Origin of the sequence: uncultured Brachyspira sp., from assembly GCF_944390845.1 — a bacterium.
In the GTDB taxonomy this organism is placed as follows: domain Bacteria; phylum Spirochaetota; class Brachyspiria; order Brachyspirales; family Brachyspiraceae; genus Brachyspira; species Brachyspira pulli.
This window is the reverse complement of the sequence record NZ_CALXRM010000024.1, coordinates 1-12414: the sequence shown is the minus strand read 5'-3', so window position 1 is coordinate 12414 and position 12414 is coordinate 1. Positions and strand designations below refer to the sequence as shown.

Annotated in this window: 12 protein-coding genes; 7 read left to right on the top strand and 5 right to left on the bottom strand. The window is 27.5% G+C overall.

Annotated features, from left to right (window positions below; translation table 11 throughout):
• Positions 1-1476 (top strand): M17 family metallopeptidase, encoded by a 1476-nt coding sequence (locus Q0K52_RS06570; protein WP_297297739.1) that lies wholly within the window; start codon positions 1-3, stop codon positions 1474-1476.
• Positions 1477-1570: 94 nt separating this feature from the next.
• Here the strand turns inward: Q0K52_RS06570 and Q0K52_RS06565 are convergent, their stop codons facing one another.
• A complete protein-coding gene (locus Q0K52_RS06565) occupies positions 1571-2164 on the bottom strand; it encodes a sugar O-acetyltransferase (RefSeq protein ID WP_297297737.1) in 594 nt (197 codons plus the stop codon).
• 302 nt (positions 2165-2466) lie between these two features.
• On the opposite strand from Q0K52_RS06565, the gene Q0K52_RS06560 reads away from it, so the two are divergent.
• The 4 genes from Q0K52_RS06560 (at position 2467) to Q0K52_RS06545 (ending at position 6926) form a co-directional block, all read left to right on the top strand.
• Positions 2467-2736: an NAD(P)H-dependent oxidoreductase subunit E gene (locus tag Q0K52_RS06560; RefSeq protein WP_297297735.1), complete on the top strand. Its 270-nt coding sequence runs from the start codon at positions 2467-2469 to the stop codon at positions 2734-2736.
• Entirely contained in the window at positions 2733-3896 is a 1164-nt protein-coding gene (locus Q0K52_RS06555) for an NADH-ubiquinone oxidoreductase-F iron-sulfur binding region domain-containing protein (protein WP_297297733.1), read from the top strand. Before Q0K52_RS06560 ends, Q0K52_RS06555 begins: the two co-directional genes overlap by 4 nt.
• 15 nt (positions 3897-3911) lie before the next feature.
• The gene (locus Q0K52_RS06550) at positions 3912-5294 is read left to right on the top strand and encodes a 2Fe-2S iron-sulfur cluster-binding protein (RefSeq protein WP_297297731.1); all 1383 of its coding nucleotides are present in this window, start codon (positions 3912-3914) and stop codon (positions 5292-5294) included.
• Between the two features lie 75 nt (positions 5295-5369).
• On the top strand, positions 5370-6926 hold the full coding sequence (locus Q0K52_RS06545) for an FAD-dependent oxidoreductase (protein ID WP_297297729.1): 1557 nt from the start codon (positions 5370-5372) through the stop codon (positions 6924-6926).
• 425 nt (positions 6927-7351) lie between these two features.
• Here the strand turns inward: Q0K52_RS06545 and hisH are convergent, their stop codons facing one another.
• Together hisH and hisB are read right to left on the bottom strand one after the other, a co-directional pair.
• Positions 7352-7981 carry an imidazole glycerol phosphate synthase subunit HisH gene (gene hisH, locus Q0K52_RS06540; protein WP_297297727.1) on the bottom strand — a complete coding sequence of 210 codons (630 nt, stop codon included), beginning with the start codon at positions 7979-7981 and terminating at the stop codon, positions 7352-7354.
• Positions 7982-8172: 191 nt separating this feature from the next.
• The gene (gene hisB / locus Q0K52_RS06535) at positions 8173-8766 is read right to left on the bottom strand and encodes an imidazoleglycerol-phosphate dehydratase HisB (RefSeq protein ID WP_297297725.1); all 594 of its coding nucleotides are present in this window, start codon (positions 8764-8766) and stop codon (positions 8173-8175) included.
• 217 nt (positions 8767-8983) lie between these two features.
• On the opposite strand from hisB, the gene Q0K52_RS06530 reads away from it, so the two are divergent.
• On the top strand, positions 8984-9364 hold the full coding sequence (locus tag Q0K52_RS06530; protein ID WP_297297723.1) for a hypothetical protein: 381 nt from the start codon (positions 8984-8986) through the stop codon (positions 9362-9364).
• A gap of 68 nt (positions 9365-9432) precedes the next feature.
• Here the strand turns inward: Q0K52_RS06530 and Q0K52_RS06525 are convergent, their stop codons facing one another.
• Positions 9433-10560, bottom strand: coding sequence for a glycerate kinase (locus Q0K52_RS06525; protein WP_297297800.1), 1128 nt, complete (start codon positions 10558-10560; stop codon positions 9433-9435).
• Positions 10561-10573: 13 nt separating this feature from the next.
• Positions 10574-11737, bottom strand: a complete 1164-nt coding sequence (locus Q0K52_RS06520) for a sugar diacid recognition domain-containing protein (RefSeq protein ID WP_297297721.1) — start codon at positions 11735-11737, stop codon at positions 10574-10576.
• 274 nt (positions 11738-12011) lie between these two features.
• Between Q0K52_RS06520 and Q0K52_RS06515 the strand changes: the two genes are divergently transcribed.
• Entirely contained in the window at positions 12012-12347 is a 336-nt protein-coding gene (locus Q0K52_RS06515) for a hypothetical protein (protein WP_297297719.1), read from the top strand.
• The last annotated feature ends 67 nt before the right edge of the window (positions 12348-12414 follow it).

The following is a 12414-nucleotide window of genomic DNA, read 5'->3' as shown; positions in this document are numbered from 1 at the left end:
ATGAAACTCAAACATACAGTCAATTTTATAAAAAAACATACAGTAGCAATTTTTGTAAAAGTTGAAAAAGAAGAACCTAAAGTATGTACATTTAATGAAGAGTATATAAAATTATTCAATAGTTTGGTAAAAGATAAATATTATACACCTTCTACTCCTTTTGCTTTCGGATTTGCAAGCAATACTAGAGTTATTTTTATTACATATAGAGAAATGAAAAATTATATGTATGAAACTTGGAAAAATGCCGGAGCTTCATTAATAAAAATAATGAAAGATTTACATATTGATGATATAGAAGTTGATATGGCTGAATTATTCGCTGAAATAGCTTCTGAAGAATCTTATATTCAATTCTGTTTGGGTATGATACTTTCTTCTTATAGCTTTGATAATTATTTAGGCGATAAGAGATTAAAAGAAAAAACAGTTATAAAGAATATTCTTTTAGTTTCAGGCGATAAAAAAGATACTGAAAATGCTATAGCTAAAGCAAATCAAATAGCAAATTGCATATTCTGGGCTAGAGATATGGTTAATGAGCCAAGCAATGTTATTAACTCATTGACATTTGTTGATAGAGCTAAAAAACAGGCTGAAAGCAGAAAAATAACAACTACTGTATTAACAGAGAAAGAATTAAAAGCTGCAAATATGAATGGTTTATTAGGAGTTAATGCCGGAAGTAAAAATCCTCCTAGATTATTCATAGCACAATATAAAAAAGCAAGAGCTAAAAAACATATCTTATTAGTAGGTAAGGGTATAACATTTGATACAGGCGGAATGTCTTTGAAGCCTGCTGATAGTATGTTAGGTATGAAAGATGATATGGCAGGAGCTGCTGCGGTTTGCGGAGCATTATTTTTAATATCTGATATGAATTTAGATGCTAATGTTACAGTATTATGTCCTTTAACTGATAATAAAACAGGAAGTGCTGCTATTAACCCTGGCGATGTATTAAAAATGTGCAATGGTGTTACAGTAGAGGTAGTTAATACAGATGCTGAAGGAAGATTGATACTTGCTGATGCTTTGGCTTATGGTATAAAAAAATTCAATCCGGATTTTGCTATAGATATTGCTACTTTAACTGGTGCTTGTTCTATAGCTTTGGGAAGAAATGCTACAGGATTAATGTCAAATGATGAAGTATTAACAAAAGCTTTAGTAGAAGCAGGAAATGATACTTATGAAAGAGTATGGGAACTTCCGATGTTTGATGAGTATAAAGAGCAAATAAAATCCGATATAGCTGATATAAAAAATACTGGCGGAAGACTTGCAGGTACTATAACAGCTGCTCAATTCCTATCATGTTTCACAGAGGGAGCTAAATGGGCTCATTTGGATATAGCATGTACTTCTATAAGTGAATTTGATAATAAATACTTATCTAAAGGTGCTACTGGAGTAGGCGTATATTTACTTGCTAAAACAGTAGAAAAACTTGTTGAAGTTCAAAAAGTTTGATAATGGGTTTTTAATTTAAATATATGTGAAAATAATCATAGTGTATAGTGATATATGCTATGATTATTTTTTATTTAAAATTAGATAGTAAAATTTATTTTTTATTCCAATTTAGGCATTTCTTTTTATCTTCATCAGTTATTTCTCTAATTATCTTGCAAGGATTTCCAAAAGCAACAACATTATCAGGTATATCTTTTACAACAACACTTCCTGCACCTATTACAACACCATTTCCTATAGTTACTCCCGGTACAACTATAGTATTTGCTCCAAACCATACATTATCGCCGACAGTTATAGGATAAGCATATTCTATATATTGATTTCTTCTTTCTATGTCTATTGGGTGTCCAGCAGTATAAAATCCGCAGTTAGGTGCTATAAATACATTATTTCCGAATTTTACTTTAGCACAGTCTAATATTATGCAATTATAATTAACATAAAAATTATCTCCGGCTTCTATATTAAATCCATAATCGCAATGAAACGGAGCAGTAATTCCGAAATCTTTTCCTATTTTTCCGAATAGTTTTTTTATTATATCTTCTTTTTCTTTTGTCTGATTTGATCTTAATAAATTATATTCCAAGCACAAGTCTTTAGCTTTATCCCTCATCATTTCTAAATCTTTATCTCCGCTGCAATGTTCAAGACCATTAATCATTTTTTCTAATTCATTCATAATTGCCTCCTTTTATCAAATATAAATATTATAATAAAATACAAAAAAATAAAGTATAGTTTTTCTGGGTTTAACTTGAAATTATTTACATAACATGGTATAATAAGTATTCAAATTAGATAAAAATGGGAGTGTATATGCCTTCAGGAAGAAAAAGACTTCGTCAAAAGATGGCTACGCATAAACGCAAAAAACGTTTACGCAAAAATAGGCATAAGAAAAAGTAATATAAACTAACATTATACATATTAATGTTTTTTTCATCTCTTGAATGTTAAAGTTTATTAATGGGAAATAATAGTATGTCAACCGATGTGAGAACTGTCATAGAGGTATGCGTGGGACTTCATTGTTCTACAAAAGAGGCTTATGCTCTTTTAGAATCTATTCGTTCGCATTATGACTTGCAAATAGGCGTACCATCAGCAGATGGTATGCTTCTTAAAGAGATGGAGTGTATGCATAATTGCCGTAATGCTGTACCTGTCCTTATTAATGGTATGGAATGTACAAAATCGTCTTTTAAAAGTATTATCAAGTATATAGAAGCTATACATGTAAGAAAAAGATGAAGAAATTTGTACTGCATAGTGAAAGTAATATAACTAATATTGGAACCTATAAAGATCATTTTGGTGATTATTTAGTAGTACAATCATTAGAGCAAACCTTTATAAGAGATTTGCAGAGTTTTTCTGTACTTTCACGCGATGCTTTTCAAAGATCATTGTATAGTATTCTAACTGATAAAAATATAAAAGAAGATTTTTTGATCGTTAATGCAGCATCTTTTGATTATCTTGTTTTTAAAGATAAATTTCTTATAAAAAATAATCCGCATCTTATATTAGACGGTTCCTCATTTCTTGCAAAAATTCTTAATCTAAAAAGAATAGATATTGTATTAAAAAATTATTATTTGGAAGAAAAAGACATTATTATAAAGGCTGTAGCAGAAGCTGAAGATGCAAGATTTATATATGATGTGAAAGTGAACATATATACTGAGGACACATATTATCAAGAATGCAGTCAAAGAATTACTCCTTCATATTTAGAAAATAAAAAATATATATTCGATTTAGATACTATAACTCAGCTTACATATTTAGCACATATTGGAGAATACAGCTTCAAAAATTATGGTACTGGTAAAAATAAAGGAACTTATATATTTTCCGTTACTGGTGATATAATTAATCCGAATTTATATGAGTTTGAAATAGATACTCCTTTAAAAAATCTCAGTAAAGCAGCTGGAGGACTTAATAAAGAGTATACTGCAAAATGTGTATTTACTAATGGTTTTTTGAATCCTCCTATAGATTTTGAAACATTTCAGAAAATGACTTTAGATTATGAATGTTTTGACAGTCTTAAGATGAAAATTGGAAATGGAGGAATATGTTTCATACGTGAAGACAGATGTATGGTGAGGGTAGTATTAAAAATAGTTCAGTTTGGAAGAAGTATATCCTGCGGCAGATGTATGCCTTGTCATTATGGTTTTGATTTATGCGAATATTATATTAATAAAATGCTTTTGGCTAATTCTATTTACAGTGATTATGCAAGTTTGAAAGAAGCTGTTGATATGATAAAGTTAGGGGCTTCCTGCTCATATATTAGGAATTTGGCTAATTGCATATCATCTACAATAGAGATGTTCAGAGATGAGTTTTTATATTTAATAGAGAATAAGGTTACATTGTATAGTTTTATAAAAGATTAATGAGGTTTTATTTGAATGATAGTAAAATTTAATGTTGATGGAAAAATGGTATCTGCTCAAAAGGGATATACTATACTTCAAGCACTATCATACATTAATGTTGATATACCTCATTTATGCTCTTACAAAATAAACCCATCTACAAATACTTTTGAACCTAAAAATACAATAGCATGCTGCAGATTATGTGTGGTTAAAGTAAAACGCAGAAATGAAATTAATTACTCTTATAAATTTGCATGCAATGAAATAGTAGAAAATTCTATGAGTGTTTTAACTGAAGATGATGATATAATAAAATATAGGATATCATTGCTTCAGTCTATACTATACATGCATAAGCCTATATGCGAAAGCTGTAAAGTAGATTATATTTGTCAATTAAAAAAATATTTGGATTTTTATAAAGTTTCAATATTGGCCTCTGATAATGCTTCAAATGAAGATGATATTAATCTAAAAGAAGTAAAAAAAATTGTTGAGGAAATGAAGCTTCCTAATTATATAAAAACTAATTATGAAAGATGTATTAATTGCGGAATATGCAGAGATTATAAAGTTGTAGACGGATATAATTCTATGATAACAGATTTATGTCCTACTCATGTATTTGAAGTAGAAAGGGACATAGACAATAAATTATATGAGGATATAAGCACTGTAAAGAAAATAAGAAGTTTTTGTATAGGCTGTAATCATTTATGCGAAGTAGATTATAGTTATATAGATATTAGTATAAAAGATATTTCTTCTCCTAAAGGCAAAAAATACGGATTATGCGATTATGGAAGGAAAATGTCTTACTATTCCAATAATTTATTAGAAACTCCTTTTTATAATGGTATGCAATTTGATTTTAGAAAAGCTAAGGAACTTTATCATAAATTTATAGGTGAGATTGATATTGACAGTACTTTGGCTATAAGTTCAAGTATGTATCCTATAGAAGATATTAAGGCATTTGATGATTTTATTTATTCTTTGGGAATATCTCATTTAACTTTCAAAAAAAATAGAATGGCAACTAATTCTTATAATATAAGGGATAATTATACAAATATTAATGATTATTCTGTTAAGGATTTGAGAATTTCAAAATTTGAAAAAGATATTAACAGCAATAAATTTAGTAAATATATTATACTTGGCGATGCTTTAGATGATAATGATGAAATTATAGATTTTGCTAAAAGAAATAAAGGAAATTATATATTATTTACTCCAACTTTTTCTGTATTAGCTTATAATTCCTATTTATCTTTTCCTATTCAGTATCTTGGAGAATTTGAAGGGCATTATATAGATAATCATGGAAAAACTAAGGAGATGTTATCCTTTACTGAAAAAAATAAAAACAGACTACGTTTAGTTGAATTATTAAAATATTTGTATTTATAATAATTTTGTTCTATACTATATAATATATAGATATTGGTTTTATTATGTTCTTATAAAATAAGAGGAGAGGTATTTATGGCAAAAACTAGAGCTGAGATACTCCATAGTAAAAGTAAAAAAAATTATGATATTATCATTATAGGCGGCGGAGTTATAGGTGCTACTATAGCATTAAAAACTTCAAGAGTGGGATTTTCTACACTTCTATTAGAAAAACATGACTTCTCCTACGGAGCTTCATCACGTACTTCAAAAATGCTTACTGGAAGATTCAATGATATGAACAGTAAGAATCTTATATCTGTTATTAATCAGGTAAAAGAAAGAAACAATTTGATGTATAAAAATTCTTCTTCTCCTTTTGGTATTATGAAGCCTATATATGAACATAGCCGCAAAGGTCTTTTCAGAGAGGAGATGAGGGCATTTTTATATGATTTATTTTCCATATTTGGAAAGACTAAGAAGCATGTATCTCATAGCAGGAATTCGGCCTTAGATATTTTGCCGGATTTAGTTAATAATGATGTAATAGCAGCAATAGAATATTATGAAGGTTATGTAGATGACTCAAGATATGTTATAGAACTTCTTTTAAAAGCAGAGGAATATGGTGCTGATATATTGAATTATGCTGAAGTAAAAGGCTTTGAATATAATCAAAAAGAAATAAATTCAGTAGTATTTACTGATAATGTTGATAGGCGTGTTTATGTTGCTTCAGGTAAAACTATATTGATTGCGGCAGGAGCTTGGGGACAGAGTATAAGTTCTTTAGTGCCTAATGGAAGTTTTGAAGATGGTGTATCTTATGTAAAAGGAACACATTTAGTTATAGACAGTGATTTGATACATATAAATAAATCCGTTGTACTGCCTAAAATAAAGAATAGACCTAATGTATTTTTAACACGTTGGAAAAATTCTACTATTATAGGCCCTACAATAAAAAAGCATCATACAGATTTTGACTGTGTATATGCTACAAGCGATGAGGCAGAATATTTGCTTGATATATACAATACTTACTTTAGTTCTATTGTAAATAAGAATCATATTGTTACAACTCAGGCAGGAATGATGCCTTTAAATCCTTTAAATGTAAAAATACATTCTCACCCTCAATATAGATTATTTACAGTGGAAGGAGGAGATTTTACAACTTCTTCAGCTGTTGCTATTAAAACTTTAGTAAAAATGTATGGTAAGCCTTATAAATGGTTCAGTAATGAGAAGGTTATAAATAGTAAAATAGATAAGAATGTTCAATTAGTGCTTAATAAAGAAATGGTTAAGTTTTTAATAGACTATTTCGGATCTGTAAAAATGATTATGAAATTAAATGAAATGTGTCAGAATGATTCTTCTCTTTTAGTTGAAGTTGGTCTTGATTATAGAATAAATAGGGGATTGATAAAATACTTTATTGAAGTGGAACATGCTTGTCATTTAGATGATATTATGATGAGAAGATTAAGATTCATTTTAACAGAAAATGATTGCGGTACTTTAATTGCTGAACATATAGCAGAAACAATGGCTGATATTTTAAATTGGAATAAAGAAAAGACACAATGGGAAATAAAGAGATACAGAACAGAAATTAAACGTGCCAGAATAGCATTATTTTAATTATGAAATAATTTTAGTATATACCTAAACAACTATATTTTGTCAAAAATAAATTTATATTTTTATATCTGGGGCTTTGCCCCATACCCCAGTTCTTTTACCGAGTAGGTACCTTTCGGTATTGGTATAAAAGAACCTATATCCTCGACAGGCTCGGATACGCTTCGCGAAAAACTGCATTTTTAATCTAAATCTAAGTTATACCCTACATTTAATACATATATTTTTTAATATAAAGTTCTAGTACTTGCGTTTTTTGCAACTTTTTTGTGCGGCAAAAAAGTTGATAATATTACATAATGTGCAGTAGTCGGCAAAATGAAATCGTTTCAGTATATACCTAAACAACTATATTTTGTCAAAAATAAATTTATATTTTTATTTTGATATCTGGGGCTTTGCCTTATTATTATAAAATATATTCTTTAGCTGTATATTAATTCTTTAAAACCTTTAAGTATATTAAGACCAGTATTTCCGCTTTTTTCTGGGTGGAACTGTATACCATATACATTATTAGATTTTACAACTGCTGGTATAGTAACATCATATTCACTGTCAGCTATTATACTTTCATCGCAGTACTTTCCATAATATGAATGTACAAAATACACATATTCCATATTATTAATATATTTAAATAATTTATCTTCTTTTCTGATATTTAAATTATTCCAACCCATATGAGGGATTTTTAATTCTTTATTTTTTAAATCTTTTTCTATAGGGCATATACTTCCCTTTATAAGTCCAAGACCATTATATTCGCCGTATTCATAGCTTTTATCAAAAAACATCTGCATACCTAAACATATACCTAAAATTAATTTGCCTTTTTTAGCTTCTTCAATTATTGTATGTTTTAATATGCCTTCATTTCTTTTTTCTAATTTATCAATGGCATCTCTGAAAGCACCAACTCCTGGAAGTATAATTGCATCAGCATTTTTTATTATATTTTCATCATCTGTCAATTTATTTTCTATACCCACATAATCAAGTGATGACATAAGTGAAAATAAATTTCCAACTCCATAATCGATTATAGCTATCATAATTCGTTCCTTTTTTAATAAAAAATTATTCGCCGGTAGAGTCTGCCAAGTAAACTTGCCAGATGCTCATAATTTTTTTATAATAAATTCTTTTTAAATAAAAAATTATTCGTTAATATAGTCTGCCAAGTGCCATTATCAAACAAGCATAATTTTTTATTATTATTAAAAAATTTATTTTACAATAAATATTATTTTTCTAACATACCTTTTGTTGATAATACTTCATCTTTATATTTTTCATCTATTTCGCATGCTTGTGCTAAAGCTCTGGCAACGCCTTTAAAAATAGATTCTATTATATGATGAGTATTCTCACCGTAAAAAGTTTTTATATGCAAAGTAATATTCATTGAATTAGTAAAAGCAACAAAAAACTCTTTTACAAGCTCAGTATCAAAATCGCCTACTTTTTCATGTATTAAATCACTGTTAAAAACTAAATGACTTCTTCCGCATATATCAACAGCAGCCAATGTTAAAGCTTCGCACATAGGCATATAAAAGTTTCCGTATCTTTTAATTCCTTTTAAATCGCCTAAAGCTTCCTTAAAGCATTTCCCAAGTACTATTCCAATATCTTCAACTGAATGGTGATAATCTACATTTGTATCGCCATAGCAGGTAACATCTAAATCAAATCTTCCATGGCGTGCAAATAAATCAAGCATATGATTCAAAAATCCTACACCTGTATCATTATTGTATTTACCGCTTCCGTCAATATTTAATTTGATTTTTATTTTTGTTTCTGCTGTATTTCTTTCTATTTCATGTATTCTCATAAAAACTCCTAGTTAATTTCATAAATACTAGAAAAATGATATTTTGTCAAAATTTATTTTAACTGTTTTATAGTTTTTTTACAACTTTTATCTTATTATTAATAGTATTATTTTTAATTGTACTACATATACAACTTGTATTTAAAGTTTGAATATTTCAATATATTATACTAAAATTGTTAATGCTATTAATTTATTTTGTATTAAGGTTGTAATAATGAATAAAGAACAGATAAGAGAAAAAGTTTATAAGGATAAAAATGTTGAAACAGCTATAAAAGACGGAGTAGAAAATTATTTATCTCATACAGTTCCAAATAGGGCAGATTGTGAGTATGAATATTTAAACAATTATACATTAATAACAGCAGAAATTTTTGAGGAAGGTTATATTATTTCTGATGTTCATATTGATGTTAATATGATAGTTTATGATTATATTTCAAAAGATGACGGTAAAAAAGAAAGATATATTTGTTTGAATAAAACTTATTTAATGGGGCTTAATTTAAAATTCAAATTGAAAAATATTGATGATGATATAGAAGATATTGAAGTGAGATATTTTAATATATACGGCATTACAGATAACATTTAAAAACAAATAAGAATATAATAATTTGATTACTATATTCTTATTTTGGTTATGTGTATGACTTAAGAAAATTATAAATTAATACTAATAAATCTGCATGCTCTTTCTGCTGCATCTTCTATTAAGCTTTTTGAGTTTTTTATAGCTTCATTAAGAGGCATAGCTTTTTTCAAAGCAGGCATAATCGATACAATACCCATATCATAAACTGCCTCAGCACCATCTCTTATATCTCCAACTATAGCAATAACTGGTATTTTGTTGGATCTTCTTGCAACGCCTACTGGAACTTTTCCTTTTTTTGTCTGTCCGTCAATAGCTCCTTCTCCTGTTATTATAAGGGAAGTATCTTTTATCTTATCTTCAAAATCTATTATATCAAGCACTGCATCAATACCGCTTTTCAACTCGGCATTGCAAAAAGCCACAAGTCCCCCTCCAAGTCCGCCTGCTGCACCTGAACCTTCAATATAGTCTATCTTTTTATTAAATTTTTCTTTAACAATTCTTGCTATATTTTTAAGTCCATTATCAAGTATATCAAAACTCTCCTCAGTAACCCCCTTTTGTTTTCCATATATAGCTGTAGCTCCGTTTTCACCGTAAAGCGGATTTTTTACATCACAGGCAACATTTATTTTTATATCAAATATTCTTTTATCTACATTGCTGTCATCAATAGAAGATACTTTTATCATATTTTCAGCAATAGCTTCAAGTTCATTATTATTTTCATCAAGGAATTTATATCCTAATGCATTTGCCATTCCTATGCCGCAATCATTTGTAGCACTTCCGCCTATGCCTATTAAAATTTCTTTTATATTGTTATTTATAGCATCTTTTATAAGTTCGCCGGTACCATAAGTTGAATATTTCAAAGGGTTTCTTATAGCATCATCAACTAAAGTAATACCAGAAGCTTCTGCCATTTCTATTACTGCTTTTTCTTTATTAATAATACCATATTTCGCTTCTATAATTTTTCCAGATGGATTTTTAACATTTACTTTTTTTATATTTCCGCCTGCCGCATAAAGTACAGAATCAACTGTGCCTTCGCCTCCGTCAGCAACGGGTATTTTTTTTATATCAGCATTTTTAAATACTTTTAATATACCTCTTTCTATACAATTGCAAACTTCCATACTGCTGGCACTTCCTTTGAATGAATCTGGTATTATTACTATTTTCATAATTATTTCCTTAATATTATTTTTTTATATTATTGTTTATTAACAAAATTGATATTATATGAAATTTAATCCTATCAATATTATTATTAATTGGATCCAAATTTAACAGCTCTTTAATTTTTCTCATTCTATACACTATAGTATTTCTATGAACAGATAATTTATCACTTGTTTTGGTAATGCTCATATTGTATTTACTCATAGTGATAATCGTTTCTTTTAGATTAGAATTGTTTTTTATAATCTTCAATACATTTCTAAGTATCATTTTTAAACTTGATTGTTCATTAGTAGATATATAAAATTCTAATATATAGTCTTCTATAAAGAATACTTCTCCATTATTAGAATATTGATTCCAATTAAGTAAAAATTTTGCCTGTTCATAGCTGCTTGAAATTTCATTAATATTCTTTGATACAGCACCGCAGGAAGCTTTAAAATGAAGTCCTAATTTACTATCTAAAGAATTTTGTAAATATATAAAAAAATTATTTAGTATTTTTCTTTCTAAACCGTATTGCTTTTTATCAAAACTTTTTATGAGTATGAATTCATTATCTCCGAAATATGATATTATATCCTGAGAATTAAAATCTGATGAATCTTTTATTTTTGATATAATATAATCATTCATTCTGTTTTTATCCAAATAATCATTATTATCAAATTTTATGAGGCATACTATTCTATTAATATTTTCAATTTGATAATTATTCTTTTCAAGCCATATAAGTATTGATGGTATATAATGCTCATTATTTTTAGAAATCATCATATTGATATAATTATTAATAGAAGTTTGTTTTAATATTTTTTTATCAGTATCCAATTCTTTTTCTATCAATATTTCTGCTGTTAATTTCACAATGGCTGCTATTTTTCCAACTTCTTTGGGATTGCCTGTAACTCCCAATACTCCTATTATTTCATTATTTATTACTAGAGGTATATTTACTCCGGGTTTGGCACTTTCTATATTATTATCAATAAAATCAAAATATTCCATGTCTTTGCCTTCTTTCAATACTTCCAAAGCACCTGAATGTATTTTACCTATTCTTGTTTCATCTCCGCTGGCTATAATTTCTCCATATTCATTCATTATATTGATATTGTATCCCAATTTATCCATTATCTTTTTTAATAATTTTTGTGCTGTTAAGGTATTTAAAGGCATATATATTCCTAAATATTTTTATTTTGATATTAAAATAATTATATAATAAATATGTCAAATTTATATACATAATATATAAAAATACAAAATCTATTTCATTATTTGCAATATATAAAATACATATAAAATAATTGTGCTTTATATATAAAAAAATAATAATAATAGATTTATTGTATATAATGTACAAAATAATGTATGATATATTGTTCTGTATATATAAAGACAATTATCATTATTTAGATACAATTTAAACATAAAAACAAGGAGGAAAAAAATGAATGGTATTTATATTTTTAGTTTAATAGTCATTTCAGTAATAGTAATGATTATTGCTATTAGTAAATTCAAACAACACCCTTTTGTGGTATTAATTACTATTTCTATACTGGTTGGTATTTTATCAGGTATGAAAGTGGGAGATGTTGTTACTAAAGTTCAAACAGGTTTCGGAAGCATATTAAGCAGCATAGGTATAGTTATTATATCAGGAACAATTATAGGAACTATATTAGAGAAAACAGGTGCTGCTTTGACTATGGCAAATACTATATTAAAAATAGTAGGTAAAGACAGATCAGTATTAACTATGGGAATCACAGGATATACCTAAACAACTATACTTTGTCAAAAGTAAAGTTATATTTTTGTTTTTATATCTGGGGCTTTGCCCCATACCC

Bases quoted from the DNA above. Each gene is read 5' to 3' on its own strand.
- Q0K52_RS06570 (WP_297297739.1), top strand. From the start codon at position 1: ATGAAACTCAAACATACAGTCAATTTTATAAAAAAACATACAGTAGCA.
- Q0K52_RS06565 (WP_297297737.1), bottom strand. From the start codon at position 2,164: ATGAATGAATTAGAAAAAATGATTAATGGTCTTGAACATTGCAGCGGA.
- Q0K52_RS06560 (WP_297297735.1), top strand. From the start codon at position 2,467: ATGTCAACCGATGTGAGAACTGTCATAGAGGTATGCGTGGGACTTCAT.
- Q0K52_RS06555 (WP_297297733.1), top strand. From the start codon at position 2,733: ATGAAGAAATTTGTACTGCATAGTGAAAGTAATATAACTAATATTGGA.
- Q0K52_RS06550 (WP_297297731.1), top strand. From the start codon at position 3,912: ATGATAGTAAAATTTAATGTTGATGGAAAAATGGTATCTGCTCAAAAG.
- Q0K52_RS06545 (WP_297297729.1), top strand. From the start codon at position 5,370: ATGGCAAAAACTAGAGCTGAGATACTCCATAGTAAAAGTAAAAAAAAT.
- hisH (WP_297297727.1), bottom strand. From the start codon at position 7,981: ATGATAGCTATAATCGATTATGGAGTTGGAAATTTATTTTCACTTATG.
- hisB (WP_297297725.1), bottom strand. From the start codon at position 8,766: ATGAGAATACATGAAATAGAAAGAAATACAGCAGAAACAAAAATAAAA.
- Q0K52_RS06530 (WP_297297723.1), top strand. From the start codon at position 8,984: ATGAATAAAGAACAGATAAGAGAAAAAGTTTATAAGGATAAAAATGTT.
- Q0K52_RS06520 (WP_297297721.1), bottom strand. From the start codon at position 11,737: ATGCCTTTAAATACCTTAACAGCACAAAAATTATTAAAAAAGATAATG.
- Q0K52_RS06515 (WP_297297719.1), top strand. From the start codon at position 12,012: ATGAATGGTATTTATATTTTTAGTTTAATAGTCATTTCAGTAATAGTA.